The organism is Phenylobacterium sp. (genome assembly GCF_965284355.1).
In the GTDB taxonomy this organism is placed as follows: Bacteria; Pseudomonadota; Alphaproteobacteria; order Caulobacterales; family Caulobacteraceae; genus Phenylobacterium.
In genome coordinates this window covers 1,245,878-1,267,332 of sequence record NZ_OZ260078.1, presented here as the reverse complement: position 1 = coordinate 1,267,332, position 21,455 = coordinate 1,245,878, and the positions used below count along the sequence as shown (strand labels likewise).

Below are 21,455 nucleotides of genomic sequence, written 5' to 3'. Positions count from 1 at the left end.
GCTAGCTCTGGACGCGCTTCCAGTTCTGCGACTTGCAGCCGATGCCGGCGAAGACGCAGCCGCGGGCGCGCAGCGTGTTGTTGTCGAGCAGTTCGGCGGTGCCCGAGACCGTGACGTTCAGGTCGGGCACGAACACCTTGCCCTTCCAGGCGCCGCCCTTGCCGGGCGAGAAATTGCGCAGCAGCTGCGAGCCGATCAGCTCCTTGGTGCCGCCCTTCTTCGCGTCCTCGCGCGCATTGGCGTTGGCCCACACGACCCGGCCGCACAGATACTGGCCGCAGGGCTGGATATCGATGTGCACCGAGTTCTTCGGATTACGCCACACGCCATAGATCGCGTCCTGCGCGCTGGCCGACACAGGAACTGCGGCGACCGCGGCGGCGGCGATCAGGGCGGAAATCAGGGTTCGCTGGATCATGGTCGCGCTTAGGTCGCCTGCGACCCCGACAATTTCAAGGCCGTAACGCAACGGGGTCACAGGTGTGTCCTGGGCGCCACCACCGAGATTTCGGCCTCAGGAGGGTCGCTTGGTCTTCTTGAGCACCGACGAGAAGCTGGCCAGCGGCTCGCCCTTGCTGGTGATCATGCCGCGCACGAACACCATGCTGCGGCCGGCCTTCACGACCTCGCCGCGGCACTCGACCAGGTCGCCTTCGAACGCGGTGCCGACCAGCTCGCAGTTGAAGGTGGCGGTCACCGTGGACGATCCGTCGATGACGTCGCGGGCGATCACGAACAGCGAGAAGTCGGCGAACGTCATCACGCAGCCGCCGTGCAGGAAGCCGCCGCCGTTCAGGTGCTTGCGCTCGGCGCGGAAGGCGCAGACCGGCCGCCCGTCATCATCGATCTTGAAATAGAACGTGCCCGCCAGGTCCTCGAAGGGGTCCCCGCCGGGATAGCAGGACCAGCCCGCCCATTCGCCCTCGGTCACCTGGACCAGCTTCGAGGTATAGTTGTTCTCGCTGTCCGCGGCGCCGTCCATTCGCGTTGAAACCTTCACTGAGCCGTCTGAAGGTGCGCGTCTAAGCACGGGGGTGCGCGATGGGGAAGAGGCGCTTGGCCAGCCGTGCGAGCGCAACCGTCTTGTCGTCACCGAATAGCCGCCCGTACGTTACGCCCTCATGTTCGCGTCCCTCGCCCTCCTCTTCGCTCTCGCCGTCCAGCCTGTCCCGGAGGACGACGGCCCTGTCCAGACCGCGCCTCGCGAGGCGGTGGCGGCTGACCTTCCAGGGCTGGACGAGAAAACCGTCGAGCCGCCGGCCGCGGCCAAGCCGGTCGACGAGACCAGGACGGCGCCCGCCGCCGTCGCCGCCGCCAGGTCGCTGACCGTCGAGCAGAAGACCCTGGTTCAGGGCGAGACCCTGCAGGTCGTGCTGGGCCAGCGCGCGGTGTTCCGGCTGGACGACAAGGGCCTGCCGGTGCTGACCAGGGTGGAAGAGGGCAAGCTCGCCGCCGCCCATCCCGAGGGCGAGGTGACCGAGGCGTTCGAACCGCCTGCCGAGGGCGAGTTCGCCGTGGCCCTCGACGGATCGGCCGAGGTGCGCGCGACGATCCTCAAGGTCTGGAACCAGACCGGCCAGGCGCTGGACTACGGCGCCATCGCTCTGATCATGCGCCAAGGAAAGGTGACGCCCCTGCCGGCGCCCGTCTGCGCAGTGCCGGCCCACGGGGTCCGCACCGAAACCTGGAAGCGCCCGGTCGTCGCCGTCGGCCTGACGCGCTTCCGGCCGACCGACACTGCCCGGCCTTGCGAGCCGCCCCCGCCGCCCGCCGTGTAGATCTGTGTCGACTTTCCGACTTAGGTCGGCGAGCGCAATAATTGCGTCAAGCCGACCCAATGTTGCGATAAAGTGCCGGTGAACAGGGCGGGTGGAGTCGCCCCGGTGCTGTCTGCAGGAGGCGCGCATTGCTTGAGGTGTCGATCCAGGGAAGCCGGGCGACGCCCGGGGCGCTGGCCGCCAGCTTGTTCGACGCCAGCGAAGACTGCGTGAAGATCGTAAGTCTCGAGGGTGACCTGCTGGCGATGAACGCCAACGGCGTCTGCCTCATGGAGATCGAGGACTTCGAGGCGCTGCGGGGCCGTCCCTGGGCCAGCCTCTGGCCCGACAGAGAGCGCGAGGTGATCCAGACGGCGATCGCGCAGGCCAACGGCGGGCGCAACTCGAAGTTCGTCGCCGACTGCCCGACCGGCTCCGGGACGCTGAAATCGTGGGAGGTGGTGGTTTGGCCGGTCCTGGACGAGGGCGGTCGACCCCGGGAGATCATCTCGATCTCGCGCGACGTCACCGAGAGCCGCCGCCTCGACGAGGAACGCAGCCTGTTCACCCGCGAACTGGCGCACCGGATCAAGAACATGTTCGCGGTCGTGGACGGCGTGATCTCGCTGTCGGCGCGGGGGGCCGCCGAGGCGCGGCCGACCATCGAAGCCCTGCGGGCGCGCCTGCACGGCCTTGGCCGCGCGATCGCCTATGTCTCGCCACCCGAGCTCCTGGGGCGCGAGGCGCAGTCCGACCACACCCTGCTCGGCCTCCTGCGGGTGCTGCTCGAGCCCTACGGCGGGGGCGCGGGGCCGGACCAGCGGGTGTTCATCTCCGGCGATGACGCCCCCATCGGCAAGGGCGCGACGACCTCGGTCGCCCTGGTCGTCCACGAGCTGGCCACCAACGCCATGAAGTACGGCGCGCTCAGCACCAGCGCCGGTCGGGTCGATGTCGAAGTCGTCGTCGGTCCCCCGATGGTCCAGATGATCTGGCGCGAGCGCGGCTCGCCCCGCGGACCTGGCGCGCCGCCCGTGGAGCTGAAGGGGTTCGGCTCGGTGCTCGTGGAGAACGCGGTCACGCGCCAGCTGGCGGGCCGCTACACCCGTGACTGGCGGGCCGAGGGGATCGTCGTCGATATGACTTTCCCCGCTGACCGCATCGCACGTTAAGGCGGCGGGCCGCAGGCCATAGACGCGGATTGCGATGCGCCGCGCCTGACACTAGGGTCCGCCCCGCTTTCCAGAGGGGGACCCGCCCATGGCGCTCGACGCCGAGACCCGCGACCAGCTCATCGACACCGTCCGCCGCTTTGTGACCGAACGGCTGCGCCCCCTCGAGGCCCAGGTGGCCGAGGACGACGCCATGCCCCAGGACGTGGTCGAGGAAATGAAGGCCCTGGGCCTGTTCGGCCTGTCGATCCCCGAGTCGTACGGCGGCCTGGACCTGTCTATGGAGGACGAGTGCCTGGTGGTGGTCGAACTGGGCCGCACCAGCCCGGCGTTCCGCTCCACCTTCGGCACCAACGTGGGCATCGGCAGCCAGGCGCTGGTGATGTTCGGGACCGAGGACCAGAAGGAGAAGTACCTCCCCGGCATCGCCTCGGGCGAGATCATCACCTCGTTCGCCCTCACCGAGCCCGAGGCCGGGTCAGACTCCGGCGCGGTCCAGACCCGCGCCGTCCGTGACGGCGACCACTATGTGATCAACGGAGCCAAGCGCTACATCACCAACGCCGCCAAGGCGCATCTCTTCACCGTCATGGCCCGCACCGACCCCAACAAGCCGGGCGGCGGCGGCGTCTCGGCCTTCCTGGTCGAGCGCTCGACCCCCGGCGTCACCGTCGGCAAGTCCGAGAAGAAGATGGGCCAGCAGGGCGCGCCCGTCTCCGAGGTCTTCTTCGATAACGTCCGCGTCCCGGCCGAGAACCGCATCGGCGCCGAGGGCGAAGGCTTCAAGGTGGCCATGCAGGTGCTGGACAAGGGCCGCCTGCACATCTCGGCCCTCTGCGTCGGCGTCGCGGAACGCCTGATCGCCGACTGCGTGGCCTACATGTCCGAGCGCAAGCAGTTCGGCCAGCCGCTGTCGTCGTTCCAGCTGCTCCAGGGCATGATCGCCGACTGCAAGACCGAGGTCCTGGCCGCCAAGGCGCTGACGATGGAGACGGCCCGCAAGCGCGACGCCGGCCAGAACGTCACCATGGAGGCGGCCGCCGCCAAGTACTTCGCTTCCGAGATGGTGGGCCGCGTGGCTGACAAGGCCGTCCAGATCTTCGGCGGCGCCGGCTATGTCGCCGACTACGGGATCGAGCGGCTGTACCGCGACGTGCGCATCTTCCGCATCTACGAGGGCACCAGCCAGATCCAGCAGGTGATCATCGCCCGCGAGACCCTGAAGCGGGGCGGCTGATGGACCCGGTCGAGGCCCTGATCCTCGACCTGCTGGCCAAGGTTCCGGCCGGCAAGTCGATCTCGCCCGAGCAGGTGGCGCGGGCGCTCAGCGAAGAGCGCTGGCAGCGCGAGCTTGGCAAGGTGCGGGCCGTCGCCATCGGCCTTGCGCGCCAGGACAAGCTGGTGATCCTGCGCCACAACAAGCCGGCCGACCCCGACACGTTCCGGGGCGTCTGGCGCATGCGCCTGCCGGGCGCGGAGAAGGAGGAAACCCCATGATCGTCTACGGCTCCACGCTCAGCCCCTTTGTCCGCAAGACGCTGGCCTTCGCCGCAGAGAAGGGGATCGCCGTCGAATTGCAGCAGGCCGGGATGGGCGCGGGCCCGCCCGAGTTCAAGGACGCCAGCCCCTTCGGCAAGATGCCGGGCTTCCGGGACGGCGACTTCCTGATCTCGGACTCCTCGGCCATCGTCACCTATCTCGAGGCGATCCAGCCCGAGCCGAACCTGATCCCCGCCGAGCCCAGGGCCCGGGCGCGGGCCATCTGGTACGACGAGTTCGCCGACACCATCCTGGTGGCCGCCGCCGGGGCGTTGTTCTTCAACTTGGTCGTGGCGCCGCGCTTCCTCAATCAGGAGACCAATGCCGCCGCCGTCGAGACGGGCAAGGCGCAGCTTCCGGCCATCTTCAGCTACCTTGAGAAGACGATTCCCGAGTCGGGCTTCCTGTTGGAGGACCGGATCACCCTCGCCGACCTCGCCGTGGCCAGCCCCTTCCAGAACCTGGTGCTCTGCGGCCACGGCATCGACGCCCAGTCCTATCCGCGCACGGCGAAGTACGTCGACGCGATCCTGGCGCGGCCCTCGTTCGCGCCGATCGTGACCCAGGAACGGGCGATGTTCGGCATCGGGTAAGGGGAGGGCGACGCAAGGTCGCCCTTTTCTCAGGGTTAACGGGCGGGCTCTATAGTCCCCCGTGATGATGCGTCTCGTCCTCGCCGTCCTGCTGCTGACGCTATCGGCCTGCTCGCCCATGCTGCGGCAGCAGCCGCTGACCCCGGCCGCGGGCTTCCAGGGCCCCCACTTCGAGAGCGACGCGGTGGTCACCTTCGACGGCGCGCGGCTGGGGCTCACGACGTGGCAGGCCGAGGGCGAGCCGTGGGCCGTCATCGTCGCCGCCCACGGCATGAACGACTACGCCAACGCCTTCCACTTCGCCGCCGAGGCCTGGGCCGCCCAGGGCGTGACGACCTACGCCTACGACCAGCGCGGCTTCGGCCGCTCTCCCGGCCGCGGCGTGTGGGCCGGCGCCGAGCTGATGAGCCAGGACCTGCGCACGGTGACCGCCCTGGCGCGCGCCCGGCATCCGAACGCCGTCGTCGCCGTGGTGGGCGAGAGCATGGGCGGCTCGGTGGCCGCTGTCGCCTTCGCGGGCGACGACCCGCCGCCGGCCGACCGCCTGCTGCTGCTGGCCCCCGGCGTCTGGGGCTTCAAGTCCCAGCCCCTGCCCAACAAGACCCTGCTGTGGCTGGCCGCCAACTTCACGGCCGGCAAGGTCTACACGCCGCCCCGCTGGGTCACGAACCGCATCTACCCCACCGACAACCGCGACGAGCTGATCGCCATGGGCCGCGACCGGCTGATGATCTGGGGCGCGCGGTCCGACACCCTCTACGGGCTGGTCAAGCTGATGGACAAGGCGGCCGCCCGGGTCGGCGACGACCACGTGCCCACGTTCTACCTCTACGGCGCCAACGACCAGATCATCCCCAAGAACGCCGCCTTCAAGGCGGTGAAGCGCCTCCAGCCCTCGGACCGCAGCGCCTACTACGCCGCCGGCCACCATCTGCTCACCCGCGACAAGCAGCGCGCGGTGGTGATCGCCGACATGCTCAGCTTCATCCGCGATCCCGACGCGCCGCTGCCGTCCGACGCGCCGCCGATCCCCGGCGCCGCCAAGGACGCCAACCGCGACGCTTCGCGCCGCGCCGCGGGGTTGTGAGATGACCCGGCGAGGCGTAGATGCAGCGAAATTCCTCCCCCAGGATATAGAGTTCACGGCATGACCTTGTTCGATTCCCCGGCATTCGAGGGACATGAAGGCGTCCACGCCTTCTCGGATGAAAAATCCGGCCTGAAGTGCATCATCGCCGTCCACTCCACCGCGCGCGGCCCCGCTGCCGGCGGCTGCCGCATGTGGCCCTACGCGTCCTCGGAAGAGGCCCTGGTCGACGCGCTGCGCCTCTCGCGCGCCATGTCCTACAAGAACGCCATGGCCGACCTCGAGTTGGGCGGCGGCAAGTCGGTCATCATCGGCGACAGCCGCACCCAGAAGACGCCTCAGCTGTTCGAAGCCTTCGGCCGCGCCGTGGAAGACGTCGGCGGCAAGTACTGGACCGCCGAGGACGTGGGCGTCTCGCCCGTCGACCTGGCCTACGCCCGCACCCAGACCCGCTACGTCGCCGGCCTCGACGGCCACGCCGCCGCCTCGGGCGACCCCAGCCCGGTCACCGCCGAGGGCGTGTTCCGCGGCGTGCGCCTCTGCGTGCAGCGCGCGCTGAAGCGCGACTTGGGCGGCGTCCGCGTCGCCATCCAGGGCGTGGGCCACGTCGGCGAATACCTGGCGAAGAAGCTGCACGCTGCCGGCGCCCGGCTGATCCTCACCGACGTCAACGGCGAGACCCTGCGCCGCGTGGGCGCCGAGACGAACGCCGAGGTCGTGGCCCCCTCCGCCATCTTCGACGTCGAAGCCGACGTCTTCGCCCCCTGCGCCCTGGGCGGCGCCATCAGCCTCGACACCCTGTCGCGCATCCGGGCGAAGATCATCGCCGGCGCCGCGAACAATCAGCTGGCCTCCGCCGACGCGGGCCGCGAACTCTTCAACCGCGGCGTTCTCTACGCCCCCGACTACGTCATCAACGGGGGCGGCATCATCAACGTCGCCGGCGAGATCCGCGCCCTCGACCGCGACGAAGCCTTCGACCCGGCCTGGGTGGACGCCAAGCTCGACCGCCTGATGCTGACCCTCGAGGAAGTCCTCGACCAGGCCCAGCACGAACGCCGCCCCACCCACGAAGTCGCCAACGAGATCGCCAAGGCCCGCATCGTCGGCGCCGTGCGCAAGCAGGCGGCGGCCTGACCCCTTGCCCCTGCTGGTCGTCTTCGCAGGCCTGCCGGGAACCGGGAAATCGACCATAGCCCGCGAGCTGGCCCGCCAGCTCCGGGCCGTCTGGCTGCGCATCGACACCATTGAGACGGCCATCGCCGACGAGGCGACCCCGATCACCGACGAAGGCTACCGCGCCGCCTGCGCCCTGGCCGTCGACAACCTGCGCCTGGGCCTGGACGTGGTCGGCGACAGCGTGAACCCCTGGATGGAGACCCGCGACGCCTGGCGCGACGCCGCGCGACGAGCGGCGGCCGAGTTCGTGGAGATCGAGATCATCTGCAGCGACGCTGCGGAGCACCGCCGGCGGGTCGAGTCCCGTGCGCCTGACGTGCCCGGCCTGACGCCGCCGACCTGGGAAGAGGTCGCCGCGCGCGACTATCGCCCCTGGACGCGCGAACGCCTAGTGATCGACACTGCCGGACGCGACGCCGATAGCTGCGTCGCCGAGATCCTGAGCTCTCTGTAGAAGCTAGATACCGATCTCAGTTGGCCAGAACACCCGCGGTTCTCGAGCGACGGCGGCGTGGCACTCTACGGGTGGACGCCGCCGTCGTCGCCGCCGTCGTTGTCGTCGACCGATGGTGGTAGTGGTGCGGCCCTGTTGGTCGGTCGCCGCAAATCCCGCCCGACGATGAACAGGCCCAGTCCGACGGCGGCCGGCACGCCGCCCAGCAGGATCGGCATGATGACCATACTGATGTCCTCGTGGTTCGACGAGGCCAGGCCACTGATGAAGAAGCCGATGGAGAACAGCGCGCCGCAGCCGCCGCACAGCAGCATCATCAGTACGCCCACGCCGATCAGCGCCGCGCCGAAGAACCGTTGGACCGCCCGCCGCTCGCTCATAGACCTTGCCCCCGCTTCAACGCCTCGGCCCCTGCCGCGCCCGGCCGGTAGAACGTGTTGTAAGTGTCGAAGGGGATGATCCGCCCGTCGGGCTGCACGAAGTGCACGCAGCTGCGCTTGACGGTCCCCAAGTCGAAGTTGAAGCGGTCCAGGAACTGGCTCACCACCACCCGGAAGGTGTTCTCGTAGGCCACCTCCTGCGGCACCGCCGCCTCCGGCAGGCAGCAGAGCAGGTTGGCGAGCTTGTCCGACGTATTGCCCTGCGCGGTCGAGAGCGACAGCAGTTCGAACACCTTCTCGCGCAGCTCGGGATAGCTCTCGAAGGTCACCGTGTTGGGCGCCGCGGCCACGAACAGCTCGCGCGGCAGCATCGCCGTCACCGGCTGCACCTCCCGCCCGTTCCTGAGGCCATAGCCGATGCAGATCTGGTCCGGGTTGCAGGGCAGGGGGATCAGGTCGTCCAGGCCGAAGACGCCGGCCTCGGCGATTTTCCGACGCACCTCGGTCAACACCATCCGATGCTGCTTAGCGTCAAATCCGTCGTTGCGCCCGGCGTCCTGGATCGGCTGGAATGTCACCCCGCGCACGCAGCGCCAGTTCAGCGCGAAGCGGACGATGTCGGCGATCTCGTCGTCGTTGACGCCCTTTTTCAGCGTCACCACGAGGGTTGTGGAGATGTTGGCCCGCTCCAGCGCCTCCAGCGCCTCGACCCGCACCTTGGTGAGGTCGGCGCCGCGCAATTCGATCAGCGCATCGCGTTTCAGGCTGTCGAACTGCAGATAGACCTCGAAGCCCGGCATGTAGGCGGCCAGCCGCTCGGCGAAGCCCGGCTCGCGCGCGATCCGCAGGCCGTTGGTGTTGATCATCAGATGCCGGATCGGCCGCGCCTTGGCCGCGTCCAGAATCTCCCAGAACTGCGGATGGATGGTGGGCTCGCCGCCCGAGAGCTGGACAAGATCAGGCTCGCCCTCGGCCTCGACGATCACGTCCAGCATCCGCTCGATCTCGGCCAGCGGCCGATGGGCCTCGCGCTTCACCGATGAGTCGGCGAAGCAGACGGGGCACGACAGGTTGCAGGCCTCGTTGATCTCCACGATCGCCAGGCACGAGTGCTGCTCGTGGTCGGGGCAGAGACCGCAGTCGTAGGGACATCCGTGTTCGGTGCGCGTGGCCACTGAGAGCGGCCGGTCGCCGGGCTTCAGCCAGTCGCGCTGGGATTTCCAATAGGCGATGTCGTCGGCGATCAGGGTCTTCTGCACCCCGTGCTCGCGACAGCGCTTGAGGTAGAAGACCTTGCCGTCCTCGCCGATCACCTTGGCCGGGACCAGCGCCAGGCAGGTCTCACACAGGCTCGTGGTCTGGCCCAGGAACAGGTAGGGCGCGGCCTTCCGCGCGATCGCGGACGAGGCTGGCTCGATAGTAGACCCATCCATAAGCGACCAGCCCCCCGCACAGCACGTGGAAGAGGTTAAGCGGTCCAATCAACGATGGATAGGGTTTGAGGAACTCCCAACCGAAGCGGGTGGCCCCGTACCAGAGGCACAGCGCGTAGAACCCCCGCCGCATCGCCCAGGGCCGTCTGCGCGCCAGTCCCTCGAGGTAGACGGCCAGGAACAGAGCCATGGCCAGGCTCTCGTAGGCCTGCACGGGATGGCGTCCGATCCCGTCACCCAGGTCGACGGCCCAGGGCAGGGCGGTAGGCGCGCCATAGGTCCCGTCGGGTTTGCCCGCGAACAGGCAGCCCCAGCGCCCGATCACAACGCCCAGCGCGAACGGCCCGACGAACATCCCACCGGTTGAGCCCTTCACGCCGCGCAGGGCCTTGTAGACCTCGACGCCCACGATCGCGCCGACAAGAGCGCCCACCACGCTATGCGACAGGGCGGGTTGGGCGTTCTGCAGCGAGTTCAGCGATCCGGCCAGCCAGGCGCCGGGAATGGCGCCCGCCGCCAACGCCGCGAAGTAGCCGCCGCCCACTTTGCCGGCGACGGCCTCGGTCAACCCCCGCAGCCGCCAGCGGTGGAGCACGACGCTCAAGCCCAGGCCCGCACCCCAGGCGGCAAGATCGAAGGCGGTGTGCGCCCAGAGCGCCGTGGGAACCTGGATCATCTGCGTCGATCAAGCGGGCGGAATCGCCCGCAGCTCAACCCACTAGTTCTGATACGCCCGCTCGCCATGGGTCGAGAGGTCGAGCCCGTCTTCGATCGCTTCCGGGGTGGCGCGCAGGCCCACGGTGACCTTGCAGATGAGCAGGATTACGGCCGAGGCCGCCGCCGACCAGGCGCAGACGGTGAGCACGCCCAGCGCCTGCACGCCGGCCTGGCTGCCCATGGTCATGCCCTCGGCGTAGCCCACGCCGCCCAGCTGGGCCGAGGCCAGCACGGCGACGCCCAGGGTGCCCAGGATGCCGCCCACGCCGTGGACGGCGAAGACGTCCAGGCTGTCGTCCAGCCTCAGCTTGGACTTCACCGGACCCACGCAGTGGAAGCAGATCAGGCTGCCCAGCGCGCCCAGGACGACGCCGCCGACCGGACCCACGAAGCCCGAGGCCGGGGTTACGGTGGCGAGGCCGGCCACGACGCCGGTGACCACGCCGATCATGCTGGTGCGCCCGAACTTCACGCGCTCGATCAGCGCCCAGACGAGGCCCGCGGTCGCCGCCGACAGGTGGGTCGCCACCAGGGCCGAGCCCGCCGCCGCGTCGGCCGCCAGCGCGCTGCCCGCGTTGAAGCCGTACCAGCCCACCCAAAGCATGCCGGCGCCCATCATCGTCATGCCGGGGTTGTGCGGCGGGTGCAGGTCGCCCGGGAAGCCATCGCGCGGCCCCAGCATCGCCACCGCCACCAGCGACGAGACGCCGGCCGTCGCATGGACCACCAGGCCGCCCGCGTAGTCCATGACCTTCATCTGGGCCAGCCATCCGCCGCCCCATACCCAGTGGCAGACCGGCGCATAGACCAGCAGCAGCCAGAGGCCCGAGAACATCAGCACCGCCCCGAACTTGATCCGCTCGACGTAGGCGCCGACGATCAGCCCGGGGGTGATGATCGCGAAGGTCATCTGGAAGGCGAAGAACACCGTCTCGGGCAGCGTGCCGCTGACGGCGTCGCGGCCGCCGGGCAGGCCGAACTTGGCGAGATCGCCGATGAAGGGGTTCGAGCCCGAGAAGGCCAGGCTGTAGCCGCCCAGCAGCCACAGCACCGAGGCCAGGCAGGCGATCGCCACGCAATGCATCATCACGCTGAGCGCGTTCTTGGCCCGCACCAGGCCCGCGTAGAACAGGGCCAATCCCGGCAGGGTCATGAACAGCACCAACGCGGTCGCCGCCAGGATCCAGGCGGTGTTGGCCGGATCAGCCGTGGGCGGAGCGTCCTGCGCCAGGGCCGAGCCCGCGCCGGATGCCGCGAAAATCAGCGTCGAAAGTCCGGCCAGCACGCGCGCCCGGGTCATGGCGTCTCCCCCTCGACCCCGCGCCGCCGGCGGTATTCCGCCGATCTGCCTATGCGCGAGGCAAGGCGTGCATAGGCAGTGAGCATGTAGCCGGCCAACCGCCTATCGGACGGGCGCCCGCGTGCATGCCCGTCCGACGGCAGATTCGCTGACTTTTCGTGCAATTCATGCCGAAAAAGAGGGCAGGAAGCTCATGTCGCAGGCCTCGCGAGCCAGGCTTCACGGCGCAGAATCCAGGTCACCTTGTCAGCCGGCCCCGACACATAGGCGAAGGGTTCGCGGGCGATCTCCACGGCCCCCTGCTTCTCCTTCACCCGGTGCGAGCCGACGTTCTTCGCCGAGTTGCTCAGGTAGAGGAACGGCCATTCCAGCACCTCGAAGGCGTAGGCCGTCACCGCCTCGGCCGCCTCCATCATCAGGCCCTGTCCCCAAAGCTCGGGGTCGAGCCAGAAGCCGCGCATGTCGCGACGCTGGCCATCGAACGGCCAGAGGTCGATGCGGCCGCGCAGGGTGTCGTCCCCCTTCAATGTGATCGCCCAGAAGAACTTCTCGCCCTTGGCGCGCTGATCCAGGCACATCGCCATGTTCGTGGCGGCCCCGTCGCCCGGGTAGGGCCAGGGAATCTGCGGGCCCAGGTGCTTCACCAGCTCCCACTGGGGGAAGATCCGCTGGATCGTCGGGATGTCGGTCTCGGCGAGCGGGCGCAGGATCAGCCGCGCGGTCTCCAGCACGGGCGTAGGGGGCAGGGGTTTTCGGTCGTCCATCTCGGTCTCTCGTCTGAGTGAGCCGGAGGCCGGGGAGGCGCCTTCCTGATGTGATCCAAAGCCCCGGCCGGTCCGGCGGGGCTTGTCTGGAAGGCTAGGCGTTCACACGCGCACGACCGGCCAGACGCCCCGCGAGGGTGGCGTTCGAGCAACCGGACGGGTTTGCGCTGCGACGGACCATCGCCGGGCCATAGCACGGCCTGGCGCGACGGCCCAATCGCCGCTAGGCGGGCGACGGCGCTTCGGCCGGATCCTCGGGGGGCGCGGCGGGGCGGCGGCGGGGCTCCAAGGGCGGCTCGATCTCCGCGGCGTCCAGGTCGGCGGCGTCCAGCATGGCGCGGATCGTGCAGATCACGCCCTCGGGCGGATACTGGATGGTCACCTCGCCGTTCAGGTCAGCCGCCAGTCCGCGCTGGATGAGCCGCGTGCCGAAGCCGGCGCGCGTGGGCGGGCTCACGCGCGGCCCGTCGATCTCGCGCCACACCGCCGTCAGCTGGCGCGCTGAGGCCCGGCCCGAGATCCGCCAGGTGAACTCCACGCGTCCGTCCTGCCCCGACAGCGCACCGTACTTCACGGCGTTGGTGGCCAGTTCGTGCACCGCCAGCGCCATGGCGATGGCGGTCTTGGGCGGGACGCGCACCTGGGGGCCACGCATGATGATCCGCGCCTCGCCCAGGCCCAGCCGGAACGGCTGCGCCGCCTGGCCCGCGATCTCGGCCAGGTCGGCGCCCGACCACTGCTCGTTGGTCAGCACATCGTGCGCCTTCGACAGCGCCACGATCCGCGAGGTCAGCGCGTCCCGCGTGCGGGTGGAGACATCAGCGCTGCGCAGCGTCTGGGCGACCAGCGACTGCACAGTGGCCAGCGTGTTCTTCACGCGGTGGTTCAGCTCGTTGATCAGCAGCCGCAGGTGCGCCTGATCCTGCTGCTGGCGACGCACCGCTGCGCGCAGCGTGTGCAGGCGTTCGCGCGCCTCGTACTGCCGCCTGCGCCCGCGCAAGGCGGTCTGGACGATGCTGACCAGGGTGGTGGGATGGAACGGACGCTCCAGGAAGCTGACGTTGCCCAGCGCCTGGATGAACCGGCCGGCCGCCGGGTTGCGCTCGATCCCGCCGCCGCGCTGGGCCAGCACGATCACCGGGAAGTCCGACCAGGCCGGCTGAGCCTCGACCCAGCGGGCGAAGTCGCCGTAGTCCTGCTCGTGCAGCACCTCTTCCACGATCACCGCCAGGCCGGCGCCCGCTTCCAGCGTCGGCAACAGCGACGCCATGTCGGGGCAGATCGCCGTCTCGATCTTCGCCTCGCCCAGGATGGCCGCCGCAATCTGGGCGTCGCGCCCCATGGGGGCCAGGACGATCGTCCGTTCGGAGCCCGCGCTCGAACCGGCGGTCATGCGGACCGTTCGCCCAGCAGGCCGGAGCCCGGGCCCACGAAGTTCGGCACGCCGCGCAGCACGCCCTGGAACTCGGTCAGCGGCGGGCCGACGTTCAGGCCGCTCTGGTCGATCTCGTACTCGCGGATCGTCTTCTCGTGCTGTCCCGAACGCTTCTTGATCACCGACACCGCCCGACGCACCTCGCCCGCGGCCTCGAAGTAGCGGAGCAGCAGCACGGTGTCGGCCAGGTAGGTGACATCCACCGGCGCCTTCGTCTCGCCCACCAGCCCGTGCTGGGCGACGGTCAGGAAGGTGGTCGCGCCTTGCCGGTTCAGGAACTGCAGCAGCTCGTGCATATGCAGCAGCAGGAAGTGCTCTTCCGGCATCGCCGCCTGATAGCCGTTCAGGCTGTCGATGATGACGGTTCGTATGCCGCGCTCCCTGACGCAATGGCGCACGTTGGCGGTGAACTCGCCGGGCGACAGCTCGGCGGCGTCGACCTGCTGCACCACCAGACTGCCCTCGTCGTGCAATGGTTTCAGGTTGAATCCGAGGCCCTTGGCGCGCTCGAACAGCAGACCCAGCTCTTCGTCGAAGACGAACAGCGCCGCCTTCTCGCCGCGCTGGATCGCCGACATTGCGAAGTACAGCGCCATCAGAGACTTGCCGGTGCCGGCCGGGCCCAGGATCAGGCAGCTCGACCCGCGATCCAGTCCGCCGCCCAGCAGCTCGTCCAGGCCCGGGACGCCACTGGTCAGCGGCGTGCGGTCGAAGTCGGTCTTGTGCTCGGACGAGACCAGACGGGGGTAGATTTCCAGGCCGCCGGTCTTGATCGTGAAGTCGTGATAGCCGCCCCGGAACTTGCGGCCCCGGTACTTCGTGACCCGCACGCGCCGGCGCTCGGCCCCGTATTCGGGCGCCAGCTCCTCGAGACGCACGACGCCGTGGGCCACGCTGTGCACCGTCTTGTCCGAAATCTCGGCCGTCAGGTCGTCCAGCAGCACCACGGTCGCGCCGTGCTTGGCGAAGTAGTGCTTCAGCGCCAGGACCTGGCGGCGATACCGCAGCGACCCCTGCGCGAGCAGCCGGATTTCCGACAGACTGTCGATCACCACGCGGCTGGGCTCGGATCGCTCGACGGCGTCCAGGATCATCCGGGTCGTCTCGCCCAGCTCCAGGTCGGACGAATAGAGCAGGCTCTGCTGCTGGTGCTCGTCCAGCAGGTTCTCGGGCGGAACCAGCTCGAAGACCTCGACGCCCTCCAGGCTCCAGCCGTGCGAGGCGGCGGTGTCGCGCAGCTCGGCCTCGGTCTCGGACAGGGTGACGTAAAGCACCTTCTCGCCCGCCGCCGCGCCGGCCATCAGGTAGCTGAGGGCCGCCGTGGTCTTGCCCGTGCCGGGCGCGCCCTCGAAGAGGAACACGCGGTTGCGCTTGAGGCCGCCGCCCAGAACGTCGTCGAGCCCGGCGATGCCTGTCCGGGCGTCACCGGGTTCTTCCGCAGTAATAGCCATTGCTCCTCGGCATGTGACGGCCAGTCCGGCCAATCGACCCCGAGAGCGAAAATGCCGGTCAAGCGCTGCGGTTCCGCAGCCTCAGCCTAGGCCGCGAGGCGACGGCGTGGGTCCCGCACCGCGGTCAGCAGGATCACGAAGGCGGCCACCAGGAAGCCCAGCGAGGCCATGAACACCACGTCGTAGCCATAGATCTCGGCGACGACGCCGCCCACCAGCGGCCCGGCGGTGGCGGTGATGCTCTCCGCCGTGGCCGACACCGCGATGCGCATCGGCAGGTCGTCGCGGGCGCCGAACTCCAGGATCATGGTGTTCGCCGCCATCATGTAGCCGCTGAGCGAGGCCCCCAGCAGGGCGAAGGCGGCGAAGATCGACGTCACGTCGTGCAGGTTCAGCAGCATCAGCGTCGCGGCCATCCAGCCCAGGATCGACACGATCAGCACCAGCCGGAAGCCGGTCTTGTCGCCCAGGTAGCCCCAGACCAGGTTCGAGACCGTGTCGGCCCCCAGGAACGCGAACGAGAGCAGTCCGACGGTCGCCCCGTCGGCGCCGATCACCCGGCCCACGTAGAGGATGTAGAACGGCGTCGCGATCCGCGCCGAGGTCGCCAGCATCTGCACGACCAGGAAGAAGGCGTAGGCCTTGTCCTGGGCGATCAGGGCGGGGAAGTCGCGCAGGCGGTCCCGGAACCGCCCCTGGGCCCGGACCGTCGGCGGCTCCGGCTCCCTGAGCAGGAGCTGCAGCGCCCACAGCCCCGCGCTGGTCAGCAGGAAGGCGAAGATGAAGGTCGTGCCGTAGCCGTTGCCGAACAGGTTGGCGTCGACGAAGTACTTGCCCGCGACCCAGGCCAGGATCGCGGCGATCAGGCCCCCGGTGGCGTTGCGCCACGCCTGCAGCCGCCCCCGTCGGCTGATGGGAATCACCTTCGACATCAGCACGTTGAAGACCACCCGTTGGGCGCCCATGAAGATGCCGAACATCAGGATGAAGAAGAGCAGGGCCCAGACCAGCGGCTGGCCCGACAGGAACCAGCCCGCCACGCCCATGCCCAGAATGGCCAGTCGCCCCAGGCCGCCCATCCACATGGCGGCCGGCATGACCTTGGTGCGGTGCTCGACCTTGGTGGCCCCGAAGATCGGCGAGATGATCCCGCCCACCTGCTGCAAGGCCAGCGCCAGGCCGACGATGGTGTTCGAACCCGAGACCGCGAACAGATAGGCCGGCAGGAAGGTGGGGGCGTTGACCAGCCGGAAGCCGGTCATCCCCAGCATGCCGTGCAGGTAGTTGCCGATGTAGTTGCGCTTGAGGTTGTCCCAGACGAACTTCTCGTAGGCCGCCTCGCGGACGGCCAGATCGTCGTCGGCCGCCACCTGGGCGAGGTCTTCGGTTTCCTCGAGCTTGTCCAACACTTAGCCCGCACCGCCGGGGTCTTGGCGCCCGGCTTCACGGCTCCCTGAAAGCAACGAAATTTCGAAAGTGCGGTCCGCGCGCGGAGCACCCTGTTCCAATGCTAGGGGGATTTGCCGACGGCGCAACGCCCAGAGCGGCCTGCGCCATACGAAGTTTTCGGTTTCCGCCAGGTCGCGTGACGGGGGCAAGCGCTTGACGTACAGCCCACGGTCGCCAGAGTCGCCGCCGGTCCAGTGGAGGCGCCCTTGCGTAGTCTGATCCTCGGCCTGGCGCTGGCCGCCGGCCTTGCCGGCGCCGCCGCCGCCGCCGACTTTGTCGTCGTGTCGTCCACCGATCCCGCGATCGTGCGCGGCCGCGAGGTGGCCAGCGGCGAGAGCCTGCAGATCGCCCAGGGCCGCAGCGTCGTGCTGGTCGACACCGCGGGCCAGGTCACCCGGCTGGCCGGCGCCGCGGCGCCCGTCCGCGCGCCCCGCACCCAGCTGGCCAGCGTCAACGAGAGCCGCGTCCAGGTGCTGAAGCTGCTGGTGGCGCCCGCCCGCGTGCGCCGCGCCGCGCCCAGCATGGACAAGGTCTGCCCCGACGCCGACCTCAGCAAGTTCGACGGCATCGTGACGGTGGCCCAGGTCGACGGCTGCCTCACCACCGCCCGGGCCGCCTTCGACGCCTATGTGCTCAACGCCGTGGGGCCCGAGGCGCCGTAGCGCCTCCACAGCAGCCCCGAGGCCATGGTGACGCCCACCAGGCCGATCAGGATCGGCGCTGCATAGGTCGCCCCGCTGGCCACGATCGCCGCGCCCACCAGGCACGACACGCCGCAGCCGATGTCCCAGCCGCACTCGGTCGCCACGCTGAACCGCAGGGGGCAGGGCGAGGCCTTGGCGAGGTTGTAGATCGGGGCCATCAGCGCCGGGACCCAGACCGCCACCACCAGCGCCCCCAGCGCATTGGCGGTCACCGCGAGCCAGGGTGAGCCCAGGCTGACGCCGCGCAGCGCCAGCACGCCGGCCGCCACGACAAAGGCGATGAGGATGGCCGATCGGCCCTTGCCGGCGTCGATGTGCCTGCCGATCCACAGCGTGAAGACGGTCCCCGCCAACGCCGAGAGCGCCATTGCCCCGCCATAGGCGGTGAAGCTCTCGCCCAGGGCAATGAACAGCGCGACCTGCCAGACATAGTGGTAGCCGCCCGCGAAGATGCCGTCGCACGCCATCAGCGCCGAGCCCATCCAGGCGACGCGGAAGCCGCCCGGGGCCGCCGGGGCCACGGCCACCTGCGGCGCGCCCAGCAGCGGCAGGGCCGCCAGCATCTGGAGCACGCCCGCGGCCGGGAAGGCCAGCCATGGCCCGCCCAGGAACAGCGCCCAGCCGCCCAGCAGCGGCGCGCCGATGCCGACCAGCGCCATCAGCGCCGTGCGCACCGCCACCTGACCGCCCCGATGCTCGTCGTCGCCCACGGCGGCGAAGTAGGCGTGATAGCAGGTCCAGTAGAGCACGCTGCCCAGCGGGCTCACGAGCACCATGGCCAGGAACGCTCCGTCCACGCCCTTCACGAACGGCAGGATCGGGAAGACGGCCGCTTCCATCAGGGTCCCCAGGACCAGCGTGGTGCGCAGGCCGAGACGCCGCGCGATCGGCAGGACAAAGGGCCGCAGCACAAAGCGGCCGGCGGTCATCGCCGCCATCGAACACAGCACCAGCGGGGCCGGAACGCCCGCCTTCAGCAGGAAGACCAGGATGAATATGCCGCCGGCCTCCTGGGCCAGCGTCTGGATGCCGGAATGCAGATTGAGGCGGTTCACCGCCGCGTTGGAGAAGAAGCTCATCGAAGGAACGCCCGGGAAAGGGGTGCGCGCAAAGGCTCACGCCCGCAGCGTGCGGGGAGCCTTGGGTTCGGCGGGGGCTCTTAACCCCTGAGGCGTTCGTAGCCGGGACACATGGGTGGAGTTAGGCACGGCCAAGCCGGCCACGCAACGGCTCCCGCCTCACCGTCCGGAAGGGAAGGAAGCGAGGACCCCTCGCGCGCGGTCAGATGCGCTTGTATTCCAGCTTCGAGCCGTCCTCGAGCTTGCCACGCAGCGCCAGCCAGTTGCCGTTCGCGTCATAGAAGTCGTCGATCTCGGCTTCGCCGCGGATCTGCCAGTGGCCGGGCTTCACACGGGTGCAGGTCACCTTCAGCATCTTGCCTTCCTGCTGGTTGAACAGGGGCCGCCCGAAGCTGGCCTGGTTCCAGTGGCTAAGCGGCGCCGCGTCGGCCGGCCCGCGCGAGGCGCCGGTGGGGCCGGTGATCGCCACGTACCCGCCCATGGCCCGCGCCGAGGCCTTCGTGATCTTGCCGTTGCCGTTGGTGGTCGTCTCGACGCTGACGAACTTGCCGCCGGCCCACTTCTCGACCGCCGTGTGCTTGTACTTGTAGACCGGCACCGGCCCGACCTTGACCACCATGTTCACGTCGGTGGTCAGCGTGCGCGCATCGTCGTCGCCCGAGAAATTGATGACGTGCTCGCCCACCTTGGTTCCATTGCGAAACACCGCGAAGGACAGTCGCGGCGGCGGCGCCGCCAGAGCTGCACTGGGGACCAGCAGGCCCACGCCCGCGGTCAGCAGTTCGCGACGACCCAAAACCAGGCTCATGCTGTCATCCTCTTTCGCGGCCAACTGGGGCTCGCCGTCTGTACGGAAGGATCAGTGTCCCGGACGCGGCTTATAGCTGCGTGGCGCGCGGACGGGCAGGGGCTTCTCAGGGGGCTTCTGCCCGTGTTGCGGCATGGCGGCCGATTTCGGGAACGCCAGCCCCAGCATTTTGCCCTGCTGTTGGAAGCCGTGAGTCATGGCGGCCGCCTTTCCACATGTCTTCGCTGCTGAAATCCATGACCGAAGCGGCGCCGGGAAGCGAATCGACGGCGCGCACATCCACGTGAACGCTGAGGTAGGCGCCGCCCGGGTCGCCGAAGATTGTCCCAGACACCGGGGCGGCTTCGGCCGGCCTGCGGGCGACGGCCACGGGGATCAGGTCGGGGCTCTCGACCAGCGCGTTGGTGGGATCGAACTCGGTCCAGCCCAGGTCGGGCAGGAAAGCCTCGCACCACGCATGCGTCGCGCCCGCGCCGCGCATCCCCGCGTTCGCCGGGCAATAGAGATAGCCGGTCACGAACCGCGCCGCGTAGCCCAGCCGGCGCAGCGATTCGACCATCAGCCAGGCGAAGTCGCGGCACGTGCCAGATCCCATCCGCACCGTATGCGCCGGGTCCTGGGCCGCGCCCATGTCTCTCGCTTCGTAATCGAAGGTGTCGTGGATGTACTGGTTCAGCCGCATCAGCGAATCCAGCGCGGGCTCGTGGGGGCTGCCCACCAGGTTGCGGAGCCACTTCAGCAGGTCGCCGTTGGCGTCCTCCGTGACGGGATCCAGGAAGGGGGCCAGCACGGCGCGGTCGGTCGGGGCATAGACGATGGGGGTCGCCGTCTGCGGATCCTCGATCCGCACGTCCGACAACTGGGCCGGGAAGCGCTCGATCACCAGTTCGCTGACGATCGACAGTCCGCTCGACTGCCCCTGAGGCGTGAAGCAGCACACCGAGTTGCCCAGCGCATCGTAGACCCAGCGGGTCTCGCCGGGCGGCGAGACGGTCAGCAGGGCCTCGGTCACCCGGATGGCGTGGCTGTCGCGCGGCCGCACCAGCAGCCGGTGCAGGCCGAACGAAACCGGTCGGTCGTAGCCGTAGAACGTCTCATGTCGGATCGCGAGCCGGGCCATGCACGCGGAATGGCTCGCGAGCCCTATTGTTCCGCTCCAACTCGGGCTCGCCATGCGGCGGCGCACGCATTTTCCCAGCGGCGCCGCTTGACGATTCGAATATTCTAGAAATATAGAAAGACATCAGTTCGAAACCGGAGCCCTACCTCATGAAGCGCCTCCACCTGCACGTCAGCGTGCCCGACCTCGACCAGTCCATCCAGTTCTACGAAACCCTGTTCGGCGCGAAGCCGAGCGTGGTGAAGGACGACTACGCCAAGTGGATGCTCGACGACCCCAAGGTGAATTTCGCCATCTCGCAGCGCGACCGCGCCGCGGGCCTCGACCACGTGGGCATCCAGGTGGATTCGAACGCCGAACTCGCCGAGCTTGCGGGCCGCCTCAAGGACGCCGGCGCCCAGACCTTCGACGAGGAAGCCACCACCTGCTGCTACGCCCAGTCCGACAAGAGCTGGGTCGCCGATCCGGCCGGCCTGCGCTGGGAAACCTTCTATACGTTCGGCGAGGCGACCACCTACGGCGCGAGTGACGCCCTGGCGGCGCTCGAGGCCCAGACGCCGGCCACCGCCTGCTGCGGCGCCCCGGCCCCGAAGGCCGAGCCGGTCCCGACCTCCGCCGGCGCCTGCTGCTGACACAAAAGCTCTGGGCTGCGACTCAATTGTTCTGATATTCCAGAATAATGGAAAAAGACGAAGCCATCCGCGGCCTCGGCGCGCTCGCTCATCCCGGCCGTCTCGACGTGTTCCGTCTGCTGGTGCAGGCGGGGCCCGACGGGATGGCCGCTGGCGAGATCGCGCGGACCACCGGCAGCCCGCAGAGCAGCCTGTCGGCCAACCTGACGATCCTGTCGAACGCAGGGCTTATCGTCTCGCGCCGCGACGGCCGATCGATCATCTACCGCGCCGCCTACGAACAGATGCGGGGCCTGCTGGCGTTCCTCATGGAGGACTGCTGCGCCGGCAAGCCCGAGATCTGCGCCCCGCTGGCGGCTCAGGCCGGCGCCGGATGCGCCGCGGAAGGCGCCAAGTGCTGAC

General features: G+C 69.2%; 24 protein-coding genes. 11 read left to right on the top strand and 13 right to left on the bottom strand.

Annotation, left to right across the window (positions count from 1 at the left end; translation table 11 throughout):
- Position 1: 1 nt before the first annotated feature.
- The gene (locus ACQ66R_RS06125) at positions 2 to 418 is read right to left on the bottom strand and encodes a DUF2147 domain-containing protein (protein ID WP_430420160.1); all 417 of its coding nucleotides are present in this window, start codon (positions 416 to 418) and stop codon (positions 2 to 4) included.
- Between the two features lie 96 nt (positions 419 to 514).
- Positions 515 to 982 carry a PaaI family thioesterase gene (locus ACQ66R_RS06120; protein WP_430420158.1) on the bottom strand — a complete coding sequence of 156 codons (468 nt, stop codon included), beginning with the start codon at positions 980 to 982 and terminating at the stop codon, positions 515 to 517.
- Between the two features lie 139 nt (positions 983 to 1,121).
- Here ACQ66R_RS06120 and ACQ66R_RS06115 point away from each other — a divergent pair, with 139 nt between their 5' ends.
- From ACQ66R_RS06115 to ACQ66R_RS06080, 8 genes are all read left to right on the top strand, one after another.
- A complete protein-coding gene (locus ACQ66R_RS06115; RefSeq protein WP_430420156.1) occupies positions 1,122 to 1,778 on the top strand; it encodes a hypothetical protein in 657 nt (218 codons plus the stop codon).
- A 137-nt stretch (positions 1,779 to 1,915) separates the two neighbouring features.
- Positions 1,916 to 2,929: a PAS domain-containing protein gene (locus ACQ66R_RS06110; protein WP_430426229.1), complete on the top strand. Its 1,014-nt coding sequence runs from the start codon at positions 1,916 to 1,918 to the stop codon at positions 2,927 to 2,929.
- A gap of 88 nt (positions 2,930 to 3,017) precedes the next feature.
- The gene (locus tag ACQ66R_RS06105; RefSeq protein WP_430420154.1) at positions 3,018 to 4,166 is read left to right on the top strand and encodes an acyl-CoA dehydrogenase family protein; all 1,149 of its coding nucleotides are present in this window, start codon (positions 3,018 to 3,020) and stop codon (positions 4,164 to 4,166) included.
- The gene (locus ACQ66R_RS06100) at positions 4,166 to 4,426 is read left to right on the top strand and encodes a DUF3253 domain-containing protein (protein ID WP_430420152.1); all 261 of its coding nucleotides are present in this window, start codon (positions 4,166 to 4,168) and stop codon (positions 4,424 to 4,426) included. The genes ACQ66R_RS06105 and ACQ66R_RS06100 overlap by 1 nt, the downstream gene beginning before the upstream one ends.
- Positions 4,423 to 5,061, top strand: a complete 639-nt coding sequence (locus tag ACQ66R_RS06095) for a glutathione S-transferase family protein (protein ID WP_430420150.1) — start codon at positions 4,423 to 4,425, stop codon at positions 5,059 to 5,061. The genes ACQ66R_RS06100 and ACQ66R_RS06095 overlap by 4 nt, the downstream gene beginning before the upstream one ends.
- A 64-nt stretch (positions 5,062 to 5,125) precedes the next feature.
- Positions 5,126 to 6,148, top strand: a complete 1,023-nt coding sequence (locus ACQ66R_RS06090; RefSeq protein ID WP_430420148.1) for an alpha/beta fold hydrolase — start codon at positions 5,126 to 5,128, stop codon at positions 6,146 to 6,148.
- 60 nt (positions 6,149 to 6,208) lie between these two features.
- Positions 6,209 to 7,285: a Glu/Leu/Phe/Val dehydrogenase dimerization domain-containing protein gene (locus tag ACQ66R_RS06085; RefSeq protein ID WP_430420146.1), complete on the top strand. Its 1,077-nt coding sequence runs from the start codon at positions 6,209 to 6,211 to the stop codon at positions 7,283 to 7,285.
- 4 nt (positions 7,286 to 7,289) lie between these two features.
- The gene (locus tag ACQ66R_RS06080; RefSeq protein ID WP_430420144.1) at positions 7,290 to 7,781 is read left to right on the top strand and encodes an AAA family ATPase; all 492 of its coding nucleotides are present in this window, start codon (positions 7,290 to 7,292) and stop codon (positions 7,779 to 7,781) included.
- Between the two features lie 65 nt (positions 7,782 to 7,846).
- Here ACQ66R_RS06080 and ACQ66R_RS06075 read toward each other — a convergent pair whose 3' ends face one another.
- The 8 genes from ACQ66R_RS06075 to ACQ66R_RS06040 all read right to left on the bottom strand — a co-directional run bounded on the left by ACQ66R_RS06075 (position 7,847) and on the right by ACQ66R_RS06040 (position 16,667).
- Positions 7,847 to 8,161 (bottom strand): hypothetical protein, encoded by a 315-nt coding sequence (locus tag ACQ66R_RS06075; protein WP_430420142.1) that lies wholly within the window; start codon positions 8,159 to 8,161, stop codon positions 7,847 to 7,849.
- Positions 8,158 to 9,594, bottom strand: coding sequence for a radical SAM protein (locus ACQ66R_RS06070; RefSeq protein WP_430420140.1), 1,437 nt, complete (start codon positions 9,592 to 9,594; stop codon positions 8,158 to 8,160). Before ACQ66R_RS06070 ends, ACQ66R_RS06075 begins: the two co-directional genes overlap by 4 nt.
- Positions 9,503 to 10,270 carry a prolipoprotein diacylglyceryl transferase family protein gene (locus tag ACQ66R_RS06065; RefSeq protein WP_430420138.1) on the bottom strand — a complete coding sequence of 256 codons (768 nt, stop codon included), beginning with the start codon at positions 10,268 to 10,270 and terminating at the stop codon, positions 9,503 to 9,505. The genes ACQ66R_RS06070 and ACQ66R_RS06065 overlap by 92 nt, the downstream gene beginning before the upstream one ends.
- Positions 10,271 to 10,312: 42 nt before the next feature.
- On the bottom strand, positions 10,313 to 11,611 hold the full coding sequence (locus tag ACQ66R_RS06060) for an ammonium transporter (RefSeq protein ID WP_430420136.1): 1,299 nt from the start codon (positions 11,609 to 11,611) through the stop codon (positions 10,313 to 10,315).
- A gap of 191 nt (positions 11,612 to 11,802) precedes the next feature.
- Positions 11,803 to 12,375 (bottom strand): GNAT family N-acetyltransferase, encoded by a 573-nt coding sequence (locus ACQ66R_RS06055; protein ID WP_430420134.1) that lies wholly within the window; start codon positions 12,373 to 12,375, stop codon positions 11,803 to 11,805.
- A gap of 223 nt (positions 12,376 to 12,598) precedes the next feature.
- Positions 12,599 to 13,768 (bottom strand): sensor histidine kinase, encoded by a 1,170-nt coding sequence (locus ACQ66R_RS06050; RefSeq protein ID WP_430420132.1) that lies wholly within the window; start codon positions 13,766 to 13,768, stop codon positions 12,599 to 12,601.
- A complete protein-coding gene (locus ACQ66R_RS06045) occupies positions 13,765 to 15,261 on the bottom strand; it encodes an ATPase domain-containing protein (RefSeq protein WP_430420130.1) in 1,497 nt (498 codons plus the stop codon). Before ACQ66R_RS06045 ends, ACQ66R_RS06050 begins: the two co-directional genes overlap by 4 nt.
- Positions 15,262 to 15,347: 86 nt before the next feature.
- Positions 15,348 to 16,667 carry an MFS transporter gene (locus tag ACQ66R_RS06040; RefSeq protein ID WP_430420128.1) on the bottom strand — a complete coding sequence of 440 codons (1,320 nt, stop codon included), beginning with the start codon at positions 16,665 to 16,667 and terminating at the stop codon, positions 15,348 to 15,350.
- A 249-nt stretch (positions 16,668 to 16,916) separates the two neighbouring features.
- Here ACQ66R_RS06040 and ACQ66R_RS06035 point away from each other — a divergent pair, with 249 nt between their 5' ends.
- Complete coding sequence (locus ACQ66R_RS06035; protein WP_430420126.1) at positions 16,917 to 17,372, top strand: hypothetical protein; 456 nt, start codon at positions 16,917 to 16,919, stop codon at positions 17,370 to 17,372.
- Here ACQ66R_RS06035 and ACQ66R_RS06030 read toward each other — a convergent pair.
- The 3 genes from ACQ66R_RS06030 to ACQ66R_RS06020 form a co-directional block, all read right to left on the bottom strand.
- The gene (locus tag ACQ66R_RS06030; protein WP_430420124.1) at positions 17,336 to 18,493 is read right to left on the bottom strand and encodes a hypothetical protein; all 1,158 of its coding nucleotides are present in this window, start codon (positions 18,491 to 18,493) and stop codon (positions 17,336 to 17,338) included. The genes ACQ66R_RS06035 and ACQ66R_RS06030 overlap by 37 nt on opposite strands.
- A gap of 202 nt (positions 18,494 to 18,695) precedes the next feature.
- The gene (locus tag ACQ66R_RS06025) at positions 18,696 to 19,301 is read right to left on the bottom strand and encodes a DUF6134 family protein (RefSeq protein ID WP_430420122.1); all 606 of its coding nucleotides are present in this window, start codon (positions 19,299 to 19,301) and stop codon (positions 18,696 to 18,698) included.
- Between the two features lie 106 nt (positions 19,302 to 19,407).
- On the bottom strand, positions 19,408 to 20,421 hold the full coding sequence (locus tag ACQ66R_RS06020; RefSeq protein ID WP_430420120.1) for a transglutaminase family protein: 1,014 nt from the start codon (positions 20,419 to 20,421) through the stop codon (positions 19,408 to 19,410).
- A 149-nt stretch (positions 20,422 to 20,570) separates the two neighbouring features.
- On the opposite strand from ACQ66R_RS06020, the gene ACQ66R_RS06015 reads away from it, so the two are divergent.
- Both ACQ66R_RS06015 and ACQ66R_RS06010 read left to right on the top strand, forming a co-directional pair.
- Positions 20,571 to 21,053, top strand: a complete 483-nt coding sequence (locus tag ACQ66R_RS06015) for an ArsI/CadI family heavy metal resistance metalloenzyme (protein WP_430420118.1) — start codon at positions 20,571 to 20,573, stop codon at positions 21,051 to 21,053.
- Positions 21,054 to 21,100: 47 nt separating this feature from the next.
- On the top strand, positions 21,101 to 21,454 hold the full coding sequence (locus ACQ66R_RS06010; RefSeq protein ID WP_430420116.1) for an ArsR/SmtB family transcription factor: 354 nt from the start codon (positions 21,101 to 21,103) through the stop codon (positions 21,452 to 21,454).
- Position 21,455 lies beyond the last annotated feature (1 nt).

What these genes read in the sequence shown, in the direction of transcription:
- ACQ66R_RS06095 (WP_430420150.1), top strand. Translation starts at nt 4,423, where the DNA reads ATGATCGTCTACGGCTCCACGCTCAGCCCCTTTGTCCGCAAGACGCTG.
- ACQ66R_RS06120 (WP_430420158.1), bottom strand. Translation starts at nt 982, where the DNA reads ATGGACGGCGCCGCGGACAGCGAGAACAACTATACCTCGAAGCTGGTC.
- ACQ66R_RS06010 (WP_430420116.1), top strand. Translation starts at nt 21,101, where the DNA reads ATGGAAAAAGACGAAGCCATCCGCGGCCTCGGCGCGCTCGCTCATCCC.
- ACQ66R_RS06065 (WP_430420138.1), bottom strand. Translation starts at nt 10,270, where the DNA reads ATGATCCAGGTTCCCACGGCGCTCTGGGCGCACACCGCCTTCGATCTT.
- ACQ66R_RS06075 (WP_430420142.1), bottom strand. Translation starts at nt 8,161, where the DNA reads ATGAGCGAGCGGCGGGCGGTCCAACGGTTCTTCGGCGCGGCGCTGATC.
- ACQ66R_RS06125 (WP_430420160.1), bottom strand. Translation starts at nt 418, where the DNA reads ATGATCCAGCGAACCCTGATTTCCGCCCTGATCGCCGCCGCCGCGGTC.
- ACQ66R_RS06085 (WP_430420146.1), top strand. Translation starts at nt 6,209, where the DNA reads ATGACCTTGTTCGATTCCCCGGCATTCGAGGGACATGAAGGCGTCCAC.
- ACQ66R_RS06050 (WP_430420132.1), bottom strand. Translation starts at nt 13,768, where the DNA reads ATGACCGCCGGTTCGAGCGCGGGCTCCGAACGGACGATCGTCCTGGCC.
- ACQ66R_RS06105 (WP_430420154.1), top strand. Translation starts at nt 3,018, where the DNA reads ATGGCGCTCGACGCCGAGACCCGCGACCAGCTCATCGACACCGTCCGC.
- ACQ66R_RS06020 (WP_430420120.1), bottom strand. Translation starts at nt 20,421, where the DNA reads ATGGCCCGGCTCGCGATCCGACATGAGACGTTCTACGGCTACGACCGA.
- ACQ66R_RS06060 (WP_430420136.1), bottom strand. Translation starts at nt 11,611, where the DNA reads ATGACCCGGGCGCGCGTGCTGGCCGGACTTTCGACGCTGATTTTCGCG.
- ACQ66R_RS06100 (WP_430420152.1), top strand. Translation starts at nt 4,166, where the DNA reads ATGGACCCGGTCGAGGCCCTGATCCTCGACCTGCTGGCCAAGGTTCCG.
- ACQ66R_RS06030 (WP_430420124.1), bottom strand. Translation starts at nt 18,493, where the DNA reads ATGAGCTTCTTCTCCAACGCGGCGGTGAACCGCCTCAATCTGCATTCC.
- ACQ66R_RS06015 (WP_430420118.1), top strand. Translation starts at nt 20,571, where the DNA reads ATGAAGCGCCTCCACCTGCACGTCAGCGTGCCCGACCTCGACCAGTCC.
- ACQ66R_RS06090 (WP_430420148.1), top strand. Translation starts at nt 5,126, where the DNA reads ATGATGCGTCTCGTCCTCGCCGTCCTGCTGCTGACGCTATCGGCCTGC.
- ACQ66R_RS06025 (WP_430420122.1), bottom strand. Translation starts at nt 19,301, where the DNA reads ATGAGCCTGGTTTTGGGTCGTCGCGAACTGCTGACCGCGGGCGTGGGC.
- ACQ66R_RS06045 (WP_430420130.1), bottom strand. Translation starts at nt 15,261, where the DNA reads ATGGCTATTACTGCGGAAGAACCCGGTGACGCCCGGACAGGCATCGCC.
- ACQ66R_RS06055 (WP_430420134.1), bottom strand. Translation starts at nt 12,375, where the DNA reads ATGGACGACCGAAAACCCCTGCCCCCTACGCCCGTGCTGGAGACCGCG.
- ACQ66R_RS06070 (WP_430420140.1), bottom strand. Translation starts at nt 9,594, where the DNA reads ATGGATGGGTCTACTATCGAGCCAGCCTCGTCCGCGATCGCGCGGAAG.
- ACQ66R_RS06115 (WP_430420156.1), top strand. Translation starts at nt 1,122, where the DNA reads ATGTTCGCGTCCCTCGCCCTCCTCTTCGCTCTCGCCGTCCAGCCTGTC.